This window comes from Actinomyces urogenitalis DSM 15434 (assembly GCF_000159035.1).
Taxonomy (GTDB): domain Bacteria; phylum Actinomycetota; class Actinomycetes; order Actinomycetales; family Actinomycetaceae; genus Actinomyces; species Actinomyces urogenitalis.
In genome coordinates this window covers 323547-341206 of record NZ_DS999574.1, presented here as the reverse complement: position 1 = coordinate 341206, position 17660 = coordinate 323547, and the positions used below count along the sequence as shown (strand labels likewise).

Here is a 17660-nt window from a genome sequence, read left to right as displayed (position 1 = left end):
GGCCAGGCTCGCGCTGTCCTGCACGGCTCCGGCTGGCAGCACCAGGCGCAGGACGACGCCGATCACGGCCCCGACCGCCGTCGCCGCGCCTCCCAGGGTGGGCACGAGGGAGTTGGCCACGAGCAGACGCTTGTGGTCAATGACCTGAGGCAGACCGGCTGAGAGCACCGACAGCAGGAAGCGGTTGATCCCGAGCGCCACGAGGACCAGGACGTAGACAGCCACCCCGATCCCCCACTGGCGCAGGACCAGGGCCGTGGCTGCGATGAGGCCGGCGCGCAGCAGGTTGCCGACCACGAGGGTGTTGCGGCGCCGCCAGCGGTCGATGAAGGGACCCGTCAGCGGTCCGACGACGCTGAAAGGCAGCAGCATGACCACCAGCGCCCAGGCGACCCCACTGGCGGTGGTCATGTTCTGGGGCTGGAAGAAGAAGAGCGTCGCCAGTCCCGCCTGCACCATCCCGTCACCACTCTGGGACACGAGCCTGACGACGAGCAGTAGCCGAAAGGCTCGGACGGAGGCAAGGTCCTTGAGGTCCTCGGTCAGGCGCATAGGAACAGCCTCCCACGTCCCCCACGCCCGGCACCGGCACCGCGAGCCGACGTGACGCCACGACCACCGCGGTCACGAACGCGCCCACCCAGGCTGCGCCCGAGACCACTCCGTCCCTGGCGCGAGGAACCTTCCTACGCTTCGCCGCCGGGTTCCTGTCCATCTCGGTGCTGTGGGCGCTGGGCCTGAGCATGGTCGCCACCGTGCTGCTGCCCCAGCGGCTCAAGGACCTGGGCGCGGCGGACCCCAATGCACTGCTCGCCTCGATCAGTACGGTCACCGCCGTCGTCTCCCTGGTGTCCAACCTCGTCTTCGGCAACTTCTCCGACCGCACCCGCTCGCGCCTGGGTCGGCGCACCCCGTGGGTCGTGGGCGGCGGTCTGCTCGGCGGCATCTTCATGGGTGTCTCCGGTATCGCGGCCGTCCTGCCGTGGCCTCGCGAGGGCTCGGCCAAGGACCTTGAGGCTCCGGCCTCCTCCTTCAAGGACGTCCTGATGTCCTTCGTCCCGCCGATCCACGGCGCCGCGGACTTCTGGAAGGCCTTCATCGGCCGCTTCACGATGCTGCTGTCCTACCAGATGATCAACGCCTACCAGCTCTACATCATCCAGGACCACCTCAAGGACTCCGGCCAGGCCCTGTCCGCCGGGCAGGTGGCCGCGACCGTCGCACTGACCAACTCCATCATCATGGTCGCCGGCCTGGTCGGCGGGTTCATCTCCGGACCGATCTCCGACCTGCTGCGCCGCCGCAAGGTGCCGGTTGTCTTCGCCTCGGCCTGCTTCGCCGTCGGTGTGGCCATGCCCTGGCTGACCCCCACCACCACGGGTATGTACATGTTCGCCCTCATCGCCGGCTTCGGCTACGCCGTCTACGGCGCGGTCGACCAGGCCCTCAACGTCGACGTCCTGCCCAACCCCGAGGAGGCCGGCAAGGACCTGGGCATCCTCAACATGTCCACCACGCTCGGCTAGATGTGCGGTCCGCTCATCACCGCCTCGGTAGTATCGGCGCAGGGCGGAAGCTACGCACTAGTCTTCCCGATCTCGATCGCCTTCGCGCTGGCGGGCTGCGTCTCGATCCTCCTGATCAAGTCCGTGCGCTGACCCGCGCCAGATCCTGGACACGGCGGCTCCGCTCTGGCGGGGCCGCCGTCGTCGTCTCCCCGCTCCTGCCGACCCAGAAAGCCACCATGACCACCAGCCGCACCAAGCGCGTCCGACTCACCGCCGAGCAGCGACGCGAACAGATCGTCGACGTCGCCACCGACCTCGTGGCCCGCCACGGCTTTAGCGGACTGGCCTTGCAGGAAGTGGCCGACGCCGTCGGCATCACCCAGGCCGGGCTGCTGCACTACATCGGCACCAAGAACGGGCTGCTGGAGCTACTCCTGGACCAGCGCTACGACCGCCAGGGCACGCCGCAGGACTTCATCGACTCCGGGGACCCGGCCGCCACCCACCCCGAGGGCATCAGCCTGCCGGCCTACTTCCGCTACCTCGTGGCCTTCAACGAGGCCCGCCCCCAGCTCATGGGCCTGTACATGACGCTGGGCGTGGAGGCGACCGACCCGGAGCACCCGGCCTACCACTACTTCATCAACCGCCCTGAGCAGGTCTGGGAGTTCTACTCCCAGTTCACCTGGCGCCTTCCGCCGCAGGTCCGCAAGGAGGGGGGCTGGCCGAGCATGCGCCCGCTGGTGGAGATGGCGATCGAGGCCATGGACGGGTCCCAGATCCGCTCCTTCCGCAGGCCCGCGGTCTCGCTGAGCCAGGAGTGGGCGCGCTGGGAGCCGGTGCTTTTCCCCTCCCCTACCTGGGACGGTTACCGCTGAGGACGACGACGCAGGCGGGCCGGACGGTGAGGTCACCGTCCGGCCCGCCTGCGTTACTTGCTGGACAGGCCAGGTCCAGGCTCGGGCATGCAGCCCGGACCAGGGCGGCAGACCCGGTCAGGCCAGCAGCTCAGCCGGCACGTGGATCGTAGAGATCGAGTCAGCCGGCAGCGTGGCCTTGATGAGCTTGCCGCCCGCACCGAAGACGATCGGCAGCTCGCTGGTCATGTCGTTCTGGGCCGCGATGACGATCGAGCCGTCCGGGTTGGCGAAGGAGAGCACGTTCTCGTAGCCGGTGTAGGACAGGGTCGGCAGGAAGCGGGCACCGCGCTGGACGAAGTGCGCCAGGTGCTTCCAGATGTAGTACTCGTAGTTGAAGGTGTAGGTGGCGTCTGCGTGGTCCACCGTGACGAAGGAGTTCTGGCTCCAGCCCCAGCGCGAGACACCACCCTCGTCCAGGGACAGGTTCCAGTAGTCGTAGACGTTGGCGCCATGGTTGAAGTAGTGGCGCATCATCGTCCAGGCATAACGGGCGTAGCGCCAGTCGTTCTTGCCGTCACCGCACTCCTGCTCACTCTGGTAGATCTTGAGCTCGGGGTGGGCGTGGTGGATGTAGGGCACTGCCCCCTTGCCGGCCCACTGGAAGCCGATGCCGCGGATCTTGTCCCCGATCTCGGGATCCGCCAGGACCTCTTCCACCAGGCGCTCGTTGGGACGCTCCATCGTGCCGAAGAAGACCTCGACGTCGCGCTTGCTCATCTCGGGCACGAGGTGGCGCAGGAAGCGGGCCAGGCCCGCCGGGGTCCAGGTGCACGAGGGGAAGACCTGGTCAGAGTTGAACTCGTTCTGCGGCATGACCATGGAGATGTCGATGCCGTGCTCGGCGTAGGCGTCGATGAACTTGCCGAAGTAGCGGGCGTAGGCGTCCAGGTGCTCCTCGTCGAGGATGAAGCCGTCGGTGCCCTCGGGGATGGTGCGGTCCGGGGTCAGCCCGTTGTCGTAGCGGGTCTGCTGGGCCATCGGGCTGGGCACGCCGCAGGCGTAGTGGCCGTTGGTCTTCATCCAGGTCGGCGGGCACCACGGCGATGCCCACAGGCGCAGGTCACCTCGCACGGCCTGGGCGGCCTTGATGAAGGGAACGAGCGTGGCCTCGTCGTGCTCGATGGAGAAGTCCTTCAGCTCAAAGTCGCCGGGGGCCTCGTCGTAGGAGTACCAGTCGATCGAGAAGTCGTTGGCGCCCACGGGCATGCGGCACACCGAGGCGTTGCCGCCCTCGGGCGAGAAGATCTCGGTGAGGATCTCGGCTCGCTCGTCCTCCGTGAGGCGGGCCAGCGAGGTCCAGCCCAGCTCGTTGAAGCACACGCCGAAGCCCTCGATCTCCTGCGCGGGCTTGTCAGTCTGGATGAGGGCGCCGGGGAACTCGTCCATCGGGGTGATCTCCACACCCGTGGCGGGCGTGGCCCAGGACTCGTGCTCGGTGGTGACGACCCAGGTGGGCTGTGTTGTCATGGAAGTCTCCTTCTGTGTTTCATGCGTCCTTGCAGTGGTGCGGGCTGGCCTGGCCCGGACGTGGTTGAGGTGCCTGCGCAGCGGCAGGCGAGCGGTCGCCGTCGTGCGTGACGACGGCGACCTGAGGCTCAGGCCTGCTGGCCCTCCAGGGCGAGCACGCCCCAGCCGGGCAGGGTGACGGTGGCACCCGCCGGCAGGACGGCGCCGACCTCACCGAGGGTGCCCAGCACGTCGGTGCCGCCCACCGGGAGGGTGAGGGTGACGGGCTCGTGGCTGTAGCGCAGGAGGTAGGCCAGCGGGCGGCCGGCGCCGTTGACGCCCTTGCGCACCGTGACCTGGCCGGCGAGCTGGCCGGCCCAGTCGGTGACGCCCGCGCGCTCGGCCACGAGCGTGACGACGGCGCGCACCACCTCGGGGCTGGCCCAGGCGGCCAGGTGCGTGATCGAGCCGGAGCCGACGGCGCGGGTGGCGATGGCGGGGCCGGACCAGGCGTGGTGGTCGTAGCTGGCCAGGACCTCGACGTCGTCGGCGCCCTCGACGGGGGTCAGCAGCTCCATGAAGTGGGCGAGCCCCAGGTCGGCCCCCTCAGGCAGGGTGGCGGCAAGCGCTCCGGTGGGAGCCAGCTGGACGCCGTCGGGCCGGGTGAACTGATCGGTGCCCAGACCGAGCAGGTCGGACAGTCCGTGAGGCTGGCGGTCGGTGAAGACCTGGACGTTCTCGTCGGCCACAGCGGTGCGGAAGGTGGTCACCAGGTGGCCGCCGCCGGAGACGAAGGCGCGCAGGTTGGCGATGGTCTGCTCGGGCGTGACGTACAGGGCCGGGGCGAGCAGGACGTCATAGCGGGCCAGGCGCTCGGCCGGGGCGTCGGCGGGCACGATGTCAGCCTCGAGGTTGGCCTCGAACAGGGCGTCGTAGACCAGGCGGAAGACGTCGTTGTAGTTGGCGCCGCCCCCGCTGACCTGGCGCGGGAACCCGGAGTCGATGGAGAACCACTCCAGGGCCGTGTAGGCCTCGTTGGAGACCATGACGGCGATCTTGTTGCGCTTGGCCAGGCCCGCCAGCGACGCGGCGTGCTCCTTGATCTCCGCGCCGAAGCGAGCGGCCTCCAGGTAGGTGGGGTTGGCGGAGTAGTCCTGGGAGACCAGGCCCTTCCAGTAGGTCTCGAAGGAGTTGTGGATCGAGCCCCAGTGCCAGTACATGACTCCCATGGCACCAGAGGCCAGGTGGGAGTAGGCCTGCAGGCGCAGCTGGCCGGGGTAGGGCAGCCAGCCCATCTGCCCCTGGGCCTCGGTCTCCAGGACCAGGTAGGGGGCGCCGTCCTTGAGGGAGCGGTTGATGTCCCCACCAAAGGCGATCTCCTTGCCGGTGAGCTGGTCCTCAGTGGGGTGGTAGATGTCCACCCCGGCCAGGGTGACGGCCTCGGCCGCCTTGAAGTGGTCGACGGCGGGCTGGATCCCGAAGGAGTAGCCGCGCCACTCGTAGTCGAAGTTCTGGGTGACGAACTGGTCCTCGCGGCGGTACTCGTCCACGATAGCGCGCTGCCACAGGAGGAAGTCGGTGACCAGCGAGCGGCGGAAGAAGTCGAAGGCGGCGGCCAGCGAGCCGTTGATCGTCTGGGTGAGGTCCGGGAACTCCTCCCAGGCGTTGATCCGGTTGGCCCAGTAGTTCAGGCCGTAGGCGGCATTGAGGGCGTCAAGGTCCCCGTTAAAGCGCTCCTTGAGCCAGTCGACGAAGGCACGTTGGATGTCCGCGTTGTAGGCGTCGTAGTACTTGGTCTCGTTGTCCAGCTGGAAGCCGACGACGTTGTCCCGCGGGGCGGTGTGGGCCACGAGCGCGCGGATGGCCTGCTCGCCGTAGTAGCGGTAGGCCGGGGCGGTGATGTCCATGTTCTGGCGCGGGCCGTACTTGTTCGCGGTCCCATGGGCGTTGACGCCCATGACCTCGGGGTGACGGGCGGCGAGCCAGGTGGGTACCGCGGCGGTGGGGGTGCCGATGATGACGTCCAGGCCGTGGGCGGCCGCGGCATCGATCGCACGGTCGACGTGGGTGAAGTCGAAGACGCTGGGGGCGGGGTTCCAGGTGCCCCAGGTGAACTCGGCGATGCGGATGGTGGTGAAGCCGGCCTCGACCATCATCTTCATGTCGCGCTCGAGGCGGTCCTCGCCTGCCGAGGCAGGGGTGTACTCGTCGTAGTAGGCCGCGCCGAACAGGAGACGGTTCGCGGAGCTCGTCATCGGGCTTGTCATGGTGACCTCCTGCGGCGCCCTCGCCGCTTATCTAGTAGTTACTAGATAGTAGAGGGTCGAGGAGGCCTCTGTGAAGTCCTGGCGGCGGGCATTCGTCATGCTGCAGCGTGCTCAGACACTGAGGGCGTGTCCCTCAACGCCTCAGGACACGCCCTCAGATATCACCCGCGCCACCAGGACGCGCTGATCACACCCAGACCGAGTCGGAGCCGCACCAGGCCCGGACTCACACGCCCTCTCAGGCCCGCGCCGGGATCAGGCTCACGCTCTGGACGCCGTCGATCCCGCGGACCTCCTCCGCCAGCTGAGCATCCGCCTCGCCGTCGACGTCAACAAGGGTCACCGCCAGCTCACCGCGCGAGCGGTTGAGGAGGTTGGCGATGTTGTGACCACGCTGGGCGACGATCGTCGAGACCTGACCGACCATGTTCGGCACGTTCTTGTTGACGATGAGCAGGCGGAAGGTGCCCGGCTCGCGCGCCATGACCGCCTCAGGGAAGTTGACCGAGTTGTGGATCTGGCCGTCCTCCAGGAAGCCCCGCAGCTCGTCGACCGCCATGACGGCGCAGTTGCGCTCGGCCTCCTTGGTGGAAGCACCCAGGTGAGGCAGCGAGATGCACTTGGGGTGCTTGTGAACCGCCGTCGACGGGAAGTCGCAGACGTAACCGGCCAGGTAGTCCTGGTCGAGGGCGGAGACGATCGCCGCCTCGTCCACGATCTCAGGCCGGGCGAAGTTGAGGATGACGGCCGAGTGCTTCATCAGAGCCAGACGCTGGGTGGACACGAGGCCGCGCGTGGCCTCGATAAGAGGGACGTGGACCGTGAGGATGTCAGCCCGCTTGAAGACCTCCTCCATCGACTCCGCACGCTCAACCTCAGCCGACAGGTTCCAGGCGTGGTCCACGGAGATCGCCGGGTCATAGCCCACCACCTTCAGGCCGAGCCCGAGCGCCGCGTTGGCCACACGCACGCCAATGGCCCCCAGGCCGATGACGCCGAGGGTCTTGCCGGGCAGCTCAAAACCGACGAACTGCTTCTTGCCTGCCTCGACCGCCTTGGCGATCTCGGCGTCGGTTCCCGTCAGCTCATGGGCAAAGCGGGCGGCGGGAATGAGGTTGCGCGAGGTGATGAACAGACCGGCCAGGACCAGCTCCTTGACCGCGTTGGCGTTGGCGCCCGGGGTGTTGAAGACCGGAACACCTCGCTTGGTCATCTCGGCAACAGGGATGTTGTTCGTCCCGGCGCCGGCACGGGCGATAGCCCGGACGGACTCCGGGATCGGGGTGTCATGCAGCTTGGCGGACCGCACGAGCAGGGCGTCGGGAGACTCCACGCCCTCACCAACCTCGTAGCTCTCAGCGGGGAAACGGGTCAGTCCGCTGGCGGAAATGGCATTGAGGGTCTTGACGCGCAGCTTGGTCATGATGGTCCTTCCGGTGCTGGCGGCTTGCAGGCGTAGTGAATCAGTCGGGAATGGTCACGTAGGAAACACACAGGAAACCGTCTCCCGGTTCCCGTGCTCAGGCAGCCACGGGCTGTCGTGGGCCGACGGCGCAGCCAGGCTCCGCCGTCGACCCACCTCACGCTCAACCGCGGGTGCGCTCGAACTCAGCCATGTAGTCGATGAGGGCGCTCACGCCCTCATCCGTCATGGCGTTGTAGATCGAGGCGCGCATGCCGCCGACGCTGCGGTGGCCCTTGAGGTTGACCAGCCCGGCAGCGCTGGCGCCGGCAAGGAAGTCGGCGTCGAGGGAGGAGTCGGCCAGCGTGAAGGGGACGTTCATCGCCGAGCGCGAGCCGGGCTCCACCGGGTTGTTGTAGAAGCTGGAGGAGTCGATGGCCTCGTACAGGCGGGCGGCCTTGGCGTCATTGCGTTGCGCCATCGCCTCCAGACCGCCCTCGTCCTCGATCCAGTGCAGGATGAGGCCGAGCAGGTAGATGGAGAAGGTGGGCGGGGTGTTGAGCATGGAGTCGTTGTCCGCCATGACCTGCCAGTCCCAAATGGCTGGGACGTCCGAGCGGGCGTGACCCATGAGGTCGCGGCGGATGATGGAGATGTCCATGCCGGCCGGGCCGAGGTTCTTCTGGGCGCCGCCGAAGATGACGCCGAACTTGGTGACGTCGATGGGGCGCGAGAGGTACATGGAGGACACGTCGGCCACGATCGGCACGCCTGCGGCCTCCTCGGTGGGCACGTAGGGCATGGCGACGCCGCCGATGGTCTCGTTGGCGCAGTAGCCGAGGTACTTCGCCTCGGCGGGAACGGTGAAGGAGCCGGGGGCAGGGGTGGTGGTGTAGGAGGAGTCGGCCTCGTCGGCCACGACCTTGACCTCCAGGCCCTGACGGGTGGCCTCCTTGATGGCCTTCTTCGACCACTGACCCGTGTTGAGATAGGCGATCGTGTCCCCACGCTGGGTGAGGTTGCCGGGGATGGCGGAGAACTGGCCGGTGGCACCGCCGGCAAGGAAGAGCACGGCGTAGTCGTCCGAGACGCCGGCCAGGCGGCGGATCGTGGCCTCGGCGTCCGCGGCGCACTCGGTGAAGTCCTTGCCACGGTGAGAGACCTCGAGGACGCTCATTCCAGAACCTCGCCAGTTGGTGAGCTCGGCGGAAGCCTGCTCAAGAACGGGGAGGGGAAGCTGGGCGGGTCCTGCTGAGAAGTTATGCACGCGCATACTCCATCTTCGCTCAGATCTCAGCCGATGGGCAAAGCGGTCTCACGGCACGGTCCGCCGGGCGAGAAGACGGCTTCTTGCCCGGCGGACCGCGGCAGTGACAGGCACGCGCCATCAACCAGATGGGCCACGCGCGTGAATCCCGAGAACTCTGAAAACCGAGGAATCGCCCGCTTGCACGGGCCGCGCCGATCTCATACGTCGTAACTGCCGGCTACATAGCTACAACCCCCGTGGGCACGGGGACGAGCTGCGGATCTGGTCCCACACCAAGGTCATTGCCCCCTCCCACGCACGTGGGGACGACATCTCCCAGAACCTCGGACCCGGCTCACTGAAGCCTCAACCCCCACGCACGTGGGGTCGGCCAGTCTCCTGAGGGAAGGCAGGCTGGCCGGAGGCCTCGTTTTAGGCCGGCAACAGTCGACTTCGAGGTTCCGGGTCGACCCAGACCGTCGCTTTAGGCCGATAACAGTCAGTTCGGTTGTGGCAACCGTGGAGATCGACTGTTAAGCACCTAAAGCGAGAAATCTGCGGAACCGGCCAGATGGGTACCGACGGTTGCAGGCCTTAAGCGACAAGGCACAAGCGCGCCTCACCCCCTACCCCCATGCGCGGGGCGCTCCGCCTGGCCGCCCTTGGGGCTGAGGTGCCTGCCCCTCCACCCCCGCCATCAAGCAGGTCAGACGGAGGGGAGCACGATCCACTTCCCAACTCCACGCAGGTGGGGAGGACTGCGTCTTGCGGGTACCCGTGACCTCCCCCTGGTCGCACGCCAGGCGCAGCTGGACTCCTACATCGACCTCATCGTCCGACACGACCTGTCTGACGGATCCCAGCGCCGCACCCGCTCTCTCAAGGACTGGATGCGCGCCTACGCCGCCTCGGTCTCCACCTGCACCACGCTCGACTCCATCAACCGCTCCCTGACAGCCCGCCAGGGGATCCAGCCTGCTGCGACCACAGCACGCACCTACAGGGACACCATGGCGTCCATGTGGATGATCGACCCCGTACCGGGTTGGATGCCGACGGAGAACGAGCTTGCACGCGCCACGGCAGCAGACAAGCACCAGATGTGCGACCCGGCCCTGGCCGCCCGGCTCCTGGGCATCGGCACGGCCCACCTCCTCGGCGTCGGTCATCCCATTGTCCGCACCCCCATAGGCCAGCCACGTCGAACCCGTATGCTCGGCTTCCTCTTCGAGTCGCTCGTCACCCAGAGCGTGCAGGTCTACGCCGACCTGTGCCAGGCCGACGTCCGGCACCTGCGTACCAAAGGAGGCCGCCAGGAGATCGACCTCATCGTCGAGGGCCCTGACGGACGGGTCGTCGCCATCGAGGTCAAGACTGCTGCCGCACCGCGCCCCGGGGACACCCGTCACCTGCTGTGGCTACGTGAGCGTCTGGGAGACAGGCTCGCTGACGCCGTCGTCATCACAACCGGCCGGGACGCCTATCGGGACACGGACAGCATCGCCGTCGTCCCGGCCTCGCTGCTCGGCCCCTAGAGGACCCCCTCGCGCCGGCCTACTTCTCCCCGCGCGCGGCCCACCACGAGTGCAGGGCCTGGCGCGCCAGGTCCTCACCCATCGGGCCCTTTTCCATCCGCAGGTCCATGAGGAAGCGGTAGGCCTGCCCCACCACCGGGCCGGGCTCGATCCTCAGCTCAGCCATGATCTGCTGACCATCCAGGTCCGGGCGGATCGCGGCGAGCTCCTCCTGCTTGGCCAGCTCAGCGATGCGCTCCTCTAGGTCGTCGTAGGCCGCGGAGAGCATCTGCGCCTTACGCTTGTTGCCCGTCGTCACGTCCGCGCGGGTCAGGCGGTGCAGCCGCTCCAGCAGCGGCCCGGCGTCCGTGACGTAGCGACGCACGGCCGAGTCAGACCAGCGCGCGTCCGCGTAGCCGTGGAAACGCAGGTGCAGCTCCACCAGCCGCGCCACGTCCTTGATCGTCTGCTTGTCAAAACGCAGCGCCGTCAGCCGCTTCTTGGCCATCCGCGCCCCCACGAGGTCGTGGGCGTGGAAGGTGACCACACCGCCGCCCTCGAAACGGCGGGTCGCCGGCTTGCCGATGTCATGGAGCAGGGCGGCCAGCCGCAGCACGAGGTCGGGGGCCGGCACCGGACCCTGCGGCCCGGTCTCCAGCGCGATCGCCTGGTCGAGCACCGTGAGGGTGTGCTCATAGACGTCCTTGTGCCGCCCCTTCTCATCCACAGTCTCCTGCAGGGCGGACAGCTCTGGCAGGACCACGTCTGCCACCCCGGAGTGGACCATGAGCTCCAGCCCGCGCCGCGGCCAGCGGGAGGTCAGCAACCGCTCCAGCTCAGCACGCACCCGCTCAGCCGAGACGATCTCCAGGCGCCCGGCCATCTCACTCATGGCCTCCAGGACGTCCATCTCGACGTCGAAGCCGAGCTGGGCGGCAAAGCGCGCCGCCCGCATGATGCGCAGCGGGTCGTCGTCGAAGGACTGCACGGCCGTGACGGGAGTGCGCAGCACCCCGGCCTCCAGGTCAGCGCGCCCACCACAGGGGTCAACCAGCTCCAGGTCCGGCAGGCGCAGCGCCATGGCGTTGACGGTGAAGTCACGGCGGGTGAGGTCACCTTCCAAGGTCTCCCCGTAAGCGACGACGGGCTTGCGCGAGCCGACCTCGTACTCCTCGGTGCGGTAGGTCGTCACCTCGACGACGACGTCTCCCTTGCGTGCCCCGATGGTGCCGAACTCCTTGCCAATGTCCCAGCAGGCGTCCCCCCACTGGGTGAGGATCGCCTCGGTCTCATCCGGTCGGGCGGAGGTGGTGCAGTCCAGGTCGTGCGGCACCACGCCGAGGAAGGCGTCACGCACCGGTCCTCCTACCAGCGCCAGCTCGTGGCCGGCCCGCACGAACAGGTGTCCCAGGGCTGCCAACGAGGGCGGCAGCTGCGCCAAGGCGTCCAGGGCGGTCTCGGACAGGCCCTGCGGGGTGGAGGAAGCGGAGGTCGCGTTCGTCGTGGTCATCAGCCCTAGAGTGCCATCTTTTTCCTCCGTGACGCCTCTGTGCCAGGCACGCCACCTCGGACCTGGGCCAAGGGTCGCTCCAAGACCGCCTAGAGTGTCCCTATGCCTAGCCACCGCACTCGCCGACCCCGCGCGGGCTCTCAGCCGCGTCGGGCGAGTGCGCGCAGCCTGCCCGTCGTCGATGAGACGAGCGCCGGCGGCCTGGTCATCGATGTCCAGGACGGGCGCGCAGTCACCGCCGTCATCGCCCGTCGTAACCGCGGTGGGCGCCTGGAGTGGTGCCTGCCCAAGGGCCACCTGGAGGGCACTGAGACTCCGGAGCAGGCGGCCGTGCGCGAGATCGCCGAGGAGACCGGCATCCACGGGCGCGTCCTGCGTCACCTGGCCACGATCGACTACTGGTTCGGAGGGGACGACCACCGCGTCCACAAGGTCGTCCACCACTTCCTCCTGGAGGCCACCGGCGGCACCCTGACCACGGAGAACGATCCTGACCACGAGGCGGAGGACGTGGCCTGGGTGGACCTGGAGGAGGTCTCCCGCCGCCTGGCCTACCCCAACGAGCGCCGCATCGTCGCCACGGCCCGCGAGATCCTCGTGGGAGACGGGTGAGGCCCCAGGTGAGGCTCGGCCGTCAGCACCCGGCCCGTCGTCGGCCCTCCCTGGCCGCCCGCGCCCGCACCATCGTGGCGGGCGTGTGTGCTGCTCTCGCCCTGGGCCTGGCACCCGTGGCCACGGCTGGCACGGCGCCCTCGTCATCCCTGCCACAGGCGACGACGGCGACGCTGACCTCCTCCTCCGCCACCTCCCGCACGGCCGAGGTCGTCCAGGGGCAGGTGACGATGTCCGTGGACTCCCTGTCCGCCGAGGTCCTCGCCAGCGACCAGGACCTCACCCTGACCGGGACGATCGCCAACGGCACCGACTCCACCCTGTCCGGCGCTGAGCTGGTGGCCCGTGTCCAGCGCAGCACCGAGGTCACCACCGCGGCGCTGAGCTCCTGGCTGGCCGGGGAGCGCACCGGATACCTGTCCACCGTCGCCTCACTCGACCTCGACGGCGAGCTCGCGCCCGGCGCCGTGCGCGCCTTCACCCTGACCGTCCCCGCGGCCGAGCTCCCCTTCGCCTCCACCGAGCAGTGGGGGCCCAGAGGAGTCGAGCTCGCGCTGGAGCAGGAGGGCGAGGAGATCGCCACGGACCGCACCATCGCCCTGTGGGACGCCGGCGTACAGGTCGATGCCACACGCGTGACGGCAATCGTGCCGGTGGTCGCCTCGCCGGCCGAGATGTCACTGCTCGGCGCCACCAGCGTCACGGACACCGGCGAGGACGACGCAGCCGAGCCGGAACCGGCCCCCTCGCCGCAGGCCTCCACCGCCGCGAGCGCTGAGCCGGGCGAGCAGACCGCGCCAGCGCAGGACGCCGACTCAGTCACGACGACCTCGACCCAGGCCGAGCTCAGCGCGCTCCTGACGCGGGTGACCGGTCTGCTCTCCCTGGCAGGCGACGGCGTCGTCCTCGCCGTCGACCCTGCGCTCATGGAGGCCCTGGGAGTCTCAGCCGGTCAGGAGGGCTCCTCGGCCACGCCGAGCGCCACCGGGACCGCCCAGGCCAGCCCGGCCTCGCCGTCATCCCCGGAGGCTGGCGAGGCAGGCCCCGAAGCCAGCTCACCAGCCCCGAGCCCCGCCGCTACGACGAGCTCCGACTCGCAGGAGCCGAGCCCTGCCACGGTCCCACTGCCTGCGGCCCAGCTCGCTGAGCTGCGCCGCGCCCTCAACCACGCCCTGGACTCAGGCTCGGTCATCACCCTGCCCTGGGCTGACGCTGACCTCAGCGCCCTGGCCCACCTGGGTCAGGGCGAGGCCATCAGCTCAGCCCTGACCCGCTCGCTCCAGGCCACCAGCACCTGGGACGGCGCCATGACGACGACGGTCCTGGCCACCGGCGCCCTGGACACCACGACCCTCGCTCAGCTCCCGCAGTCCGTGACCACGGTCGTCGCCCAGTCCGGGGACCTGCCCGTCTCCGAGGACCTGACCTACACGCCGTCGGGATGGGCGATTAGCGAGGGACGCACCGTCCTGGTCCCTGACGCGGACCTGACCGCCGCGATCGACGGCGAGATGTCCGTGGCCGCTGATGAGACTGACCAGCCGGTGACCACGGACAACGAGCTGGACACTCGTCAACTCATCCGGGCCAACTCGGCGATCCTGACGCGTCAGGCGCCCAACCGCCACCGTGACCTCGTGGTCACCGTCAGCCGCCAGACCGCGGCCCAGACCGATCCGAGTGAGCTGGCCGCGCGGCTGGGCGCCCTGCTCGACCCCTCGTGGACCACGGGTCAGGGCCTGGACGCGCTGGTGGCTGCCGCCCAGGCGGAGCAGGAGAGGGACCAGGTCGCCCGGGCCGAACTCCCCTCAACGCAGACCTCGGCCACCGAGCTCACCCAGGACGAGCTCGACGCTAGCCGGCAGACCGCCTCCTACCTCGCCTCCCTCGCCTCGGTCCTGAGCTCTCCCAGCAGCGTCCTGGGGCTGTCCACCGAGGTCGAGTCCTGGGCGAGCGCAACCTCCTGGCGCGCGGACCCTCAGGGTCGGTCGGCCTATATCGACCAGGCGCGGCAGACCGGCACGGCCATGACCGAGCGCATCACGGTGGTCCCCTCCTCGACCATCAACGTCATCTCCTCCTCCGCGGACCTGCCGCTGCGCATCCAGTCCAGCCTGGACCAGGACGTCACCGTGCACATCCACCTCAAGCCCGGATCAACCCGGCTCCAGGCGAGCAAGGACGTCACCGTCACCGTCCCGGCGCACGGGCAGGCCTCCGCCACGGTCCCGATCAAGGCGGTGGGCAGCGGCGACGTCGACGTCCACATCACCGTGCTGGCGGCTGACGGCACGCCCGTGGGCACCGCCATCACTCTGCACACACGGGTCAGGGCCGACTGGGAGTCCCTGGGCACGACCGCCGTCGCGGCGGTGCTCGTGGTCATGCTGCTGGCCGGCATCGTGCGCACCGTGCGCCGCGGCCGCCGCTCCGGCGCTGACGGCCAGGCCCTCAAGGCACCGGCCGCCGGCACCTGTCCGTCCCCGTCTGAAGCCAGCTAGGAGGCACCATGAGCCAGTCCTCGATCGCACGCTCCAGCATCGTCATGGCGGCAGGCACACTGACCTCGCGCATCCTCGGTCTGGTGCGCAACGCGCTGCTCATTGCAGCCCTGGGGGCGACGGCGTCGGGGGCGGCTGACGCCTTCAACGTCGCCAACATGCTGCCCACCCAGCTGTACAACCTCATCATCGGTGGTGTCCTCAACGCCATCCTCGTGCCGCAGATCGTGCGCGCCATGCGTCAGCGCAACGGCGAGGAGCTGGTCAACCGAATCCTGACGGCCGCCGGGCTCCTCATCGCGGCGGTCTCTGCGGTGCTGACCGTGGCCGCTCCGCTGGTCATCATGCTCTACGCCTCGGGCCTGGGACGCTGGCAGCCCCTGGCCTTCGCCTTCGCTTTCTGGTGCATGCCGCAGGTCTTCTTCTACGGCCTGTACGCCCTGTGGGGACAGGTCCTCAACGCCCGGCACAGCTTCGGCCCCTACATGTGGTCGCCGGTGCTCAACAACATCATCTCCATCGCCTCGATCCTGGCCTACCTGCACCTGTACGGCGGCTACTCGACCGGTCAGGACCCGGGGATCTGGGACGCCAGCCGCATCATCCTCATCGGTGGCTGCTCCACGCTCGGCATCGCTGTCCAGGCGCTGGTGCTCTACATCCCATTGCGCCGCTGCGGCTTCCGCCCGCGCTTCATCCTGGGAGTCAGGGGCCTGGGACTGGGCTCGATGTCCAAGGTGGCCCTGTGGGCGCTGCTGGGCACAGCCATCGTCTCGCTGGGGGACCTGGCCGTGACCAACCTCGGGTCCCGCGCGGTCACCGCCGCCGAGTCCGCCCAGTACGCGGGCGTCGTGGTCCCCTCGACCACGATGTACGCCAACGCGCTGCTGGTCTACATGCTCCCCCAGTCCCTCATCACCACCTCGATCATCACCGCGCTGTTCACGCGGATGAGCGAGAAGGCCGTGGCGGGCGACGCCGAGGGAGTGCGCGACGACCTGTCGCTGGGACTGCGCTCGGTGGCCGTGTTCACCGTCCTGTTCGCCGCCGGGATCATGACCCTGGCAGGCCCGGCGCTGCAGCTCTTCGTCCCCTCGATCTCGCGTGAGGTCGCGGACGCCTCGGCCCCGATCCTCGCCATCCTGGCCGTGGGCATCATCTTCCAGGGCGCGTGGTTCACCACCCAGCGCGTCATGCTCGCCTACGCCGATACCAAGCGCCTGCTGGCCGCTGACTGCGTGGTGGGTGGGATCGCCGTCGCCTCCTGCCTGCTGGCCTGGTTGCTGGCCCCCGCCACCCACTGGATGATGCTGGCGGCCGCCGGCAACACCATCTCCCTGGCCGCGGCCTGCCTCGTCATCATCCCGCTGCTACGGCGCCACCTTCCTGACCTGGACGGCCGCCGCATCCTGTCCACCTACGCCCGGCTCATCGCCTCGGCAGGCGTGGCCGTCGTCGTCGGCGTGCTGGTGCGGCGCCTGACCGGCCCGGCCGACGGCTCGCTGACCGGCACCCGAGCCCTGGACGCCCTGGTCATCATCCTCGTCACGGCCGTGGCCATGACCCTGGTCTACCTCGCCGTCGCCCGGGTGCTGCGCGTGAGCGAGCTCGGCGTCCTGTTCCGCCCGGCCTCGCGGATCGTGCTGGCGCTCGGTGCGAGGCTGCCCGGTGGGCTGGGCCGCGCGGTGCGAGGCGCTGGGCGCGCCCTGGCGCTTCCTGCGTCGGCTCCGGCCGGCCAGGAGCTGCCTGGTCACGCCTCGGTGCCGGTGGTGGTTCCACCTGTCAGCAGCGTTCCGATGCCCGGTGCCGCTGCCGATAGAATCGGCATGTATGCGTCACTGCGCACAGGAGGGGACACCATGGGTGACGGCACGCCAATCGGCTCCGGCCGCTACCGACTCATGTCTCCCCTGCCGGCCACGCTTCCGCGCATCCTGCGTCACCGTGGCAAGGACACGATCCTGGACCGGCCCGTCACGGTCCTGTCCCTGACCGACATCACGCCGCACCGCCGTGAGGTCCTGGAGGCCGCCACACGCGCCGTACTGGTGGAGGACCGCCGGATGCAGCGCGTGTACGACGTCGAGCAGGGCAACCCTGCCTTCATCGTCACCGAGCCCACCGTGGGGCAGCCGCTGTCCGTGCTGGCGGCCTCCGGCCTGAGCCCGTCCCAGGCCCGCGCCGTCATCGGCGAGGTCGCCCAGGTGCTGGACGCCTGCTCGCGCCGGGACCTGCACCATCTCAACCTCTCCCCCGACGCCGTGCGCATCCGTCCGGACGGATCGGTGCAGGTGTGCGGCGTCGGCATCGAGGCGGCCCTCCTGGGCCTGGAGGCGAATCGGCACGACCCACTCGCCGCGGACCGCACCGACGCCCGGTCGCTGGTGGAGCTGCTCTACTTCAGCCTCACCGGACGCTGGCCCGGCAAGCGCACGGGTATCCCCTCGGCACCGAGGGTCGGTGGCGCGCCCGCCGCCCCCTCCACGCTGGCTCATGCCATGTCCGACGCCGATGCTGACCTCGACGCCCTGGTCACCCAGACCTGGGGTCCCGAGCCGCCGGACTCGGCCGCGCAGGTCGCTGCCCTCCTGGGCTCCTGGGACCCCTCGGTCCTGCCCAGGCCGGAGGTCGCCACCCATGAGGAGGCGGCGCCCGAGCCCGAGGAGTCGGCGCCGGTGGCGGCGGCAGGGACCGCGGGACTGGCGGTGGCGGCCCAGGGTCTTCTTGGACG

Annotated in this window: 13 protein-coding genes; 7 read left to right on the top strand and 6 right to left on the bottom strand. The window is 69.2% G+C overall.

Translation table 11 applies throughout. From position 1 onward, the window contains the following. The coding region (locus HMPREF0058_RS01425) for an MFS transporter (protein ID WP_006547869.1) at positions 1–552 on the bottom strand (552 nt) is incomplete at its 3' end. A gap of 191 nt (positions 553–743) precedes the next feature. Here HMPREF0058_RS01425 and HMPREF0058_RS01420 point away from each other — a divergent pair. From HMPREF0058_RS01420 to HMPREF0058_RS01415, 3 genes are all read left to right on the top strand, one after another. Beyond that, complete coding sequence (locus tag HMPREF0058_RS01420) at positions 744–1526, top strand: MFS transporter (RefSeq protein ID WP_211205877.1); 783 nt, start codon at positions 744–746, stop codon at positions 1524–1526. After that, entirely contained in the window at positions 1527–1658 is a 132-nt protein-coding gene (locus HMPREF0058_RS13325; protein ID WP_006547867.1) for a hypothetical protein, read from the top strand. It begins immediately after the preceding gene. 86 nt (positions 1659–1744) lie between these two features. Next, complete coding sequence (locus tag HMPREF0058_RS01415; protein WP_006547866.1) at positions 1745–2386, top strand: TetR/AcrR family transcriptional regulator; 642 nt, start codon at positions 1745–1747, stop codon at positions 2384–2386. Positions 2387–2503: 117 nt separating this feature from the next. Here the strand turns inward: HMPREF0058_RS01415 and HMPREF0058_RS01410 are convergent, their stop codons facing one another. The 4 genes from HMPREF0058_RS01410 to serC all read right to left on the bottom strand — a co-directional run bounded on the left by HMPREF0058_RS01410 (position 2504) and on the right by serC (position 8816). After that, complete coding sequence (locus HMPREF0058_RS01410; RefSeq protein WP_006547865.1) at positions 2504–3895, bottom strand: glycoside hydrolase family 30 protein; 1392 nt, start codon at positions 3893–3895, stop codon at positions 2504–2506. 128 nt (positions 3896–4023) lie between these two features. After that, positions 4024–6141: a beta-galactosidase gene (locus HMPREF0058_RS01405; protein ID WP_211205876.1), complete on the bottom strand. Its 2118-nt coding sequence runs from the start codon at positions 6139–6141 to the stop codon at positions 4024–4026. Between the two features lie 238 nt (positions 6142–6379). Continuing rightward, complete coding sequence (locus HMPREF0058_RS01400; RefSeq protein WP_006547863.1) at positions 6380–7564, bottom strand: phosphoglycerate dehydrogenase; 1185 nt, start codon at positions 7562–7564, stop codon at positions 6380–6382. A 163-nt stretch (positions 7565–7727) separates the two neighbouring features. After that, on the bottom strand, positions 7728–8816 hold the full coding sequence (gene serC, locus HMPREF0058_RS01395) for a 3-phosphoserine/phosphohydroxythreonine transaminase (RefSeq protein WP_040319468.1): 1089 nt from the start codon (positions 8814–8816) through the stop codon (positions 7728–7730). 638 nt (positions 8817–9454) lie between these two features. Between serC and HMPREF0058_RS01390 the strand changes: the two genes are divergently transcribed. After that, positions 9455–10327 carry an ATP-binding protein gene (locus HMPREF0058_RS01390; RefSeq protein ID WP_006547861.1) on the top strand — a complete coding sequence of 291 codons (873 nt, stop codon included), beginning with the start codon at positions 9455–9457 and terminating at the stop codon, positions 10325–10327. Between the two features lie 19 nt (positions 10328–10346). Here HMPREF0058_RS01390 and HMPREF0058_RS01385 read toward each other — a convergent pair whose 3' ends face one another. Next, positions 10347–11816, bottom strand: a complete 1470-nt coding sequence (locus HMPREF0058_RS01385) for a CCA tRNA nucleotidyltransferase (protein ID WP_006547860.1) — start codon at positions 11814–11816, stop codon at positions 10347–10349. Between the two features lie 102 nt (positions 11817–11918). Here HMPREF0058_RS01385 and HMPREF0058_RS01380 point away from each other — a divergent pair, with 102 nt between their 5' ends. From HMPREF0058_RS01380 to HMPREF0058_RS01370, 3 genes are all read left to right on the top strand, one after another. After that, positions 11919–12428, top strand: a complete 510-nt coding sequence (locus HMPREF0058_RS01380) for an NUDIX hydrolase (RefSeq protein ID WP_006547859.1) — start codon at positions 11919–11921, stop codon at positions 12426–12428. 8 nt (positions 12429–12436) lie between these two features. Further along, the gene (locus tag HMPREF0058_RS01375) at positions 12437–14929 is read left to right on the top strand and encodes a DUF6049 family protein (RefSeq protein WP_050765627.1); all 2493 of its coding nucleotides are present in this window, start codon (positions 12437–12439) and stop codon (positions 14927–14929) included. Between the two features lie 8 nt (positions 14930–14937). Beyond that, a partial coding sequence (locus tag HMPREF0058_RS01370; RefSeq protein WP_006547857.1) for a murein biosynthesis integral membrane protein MurJ occupies positions 14938–17660 on the top strand: 2723 nt, incomplete at its 3' end.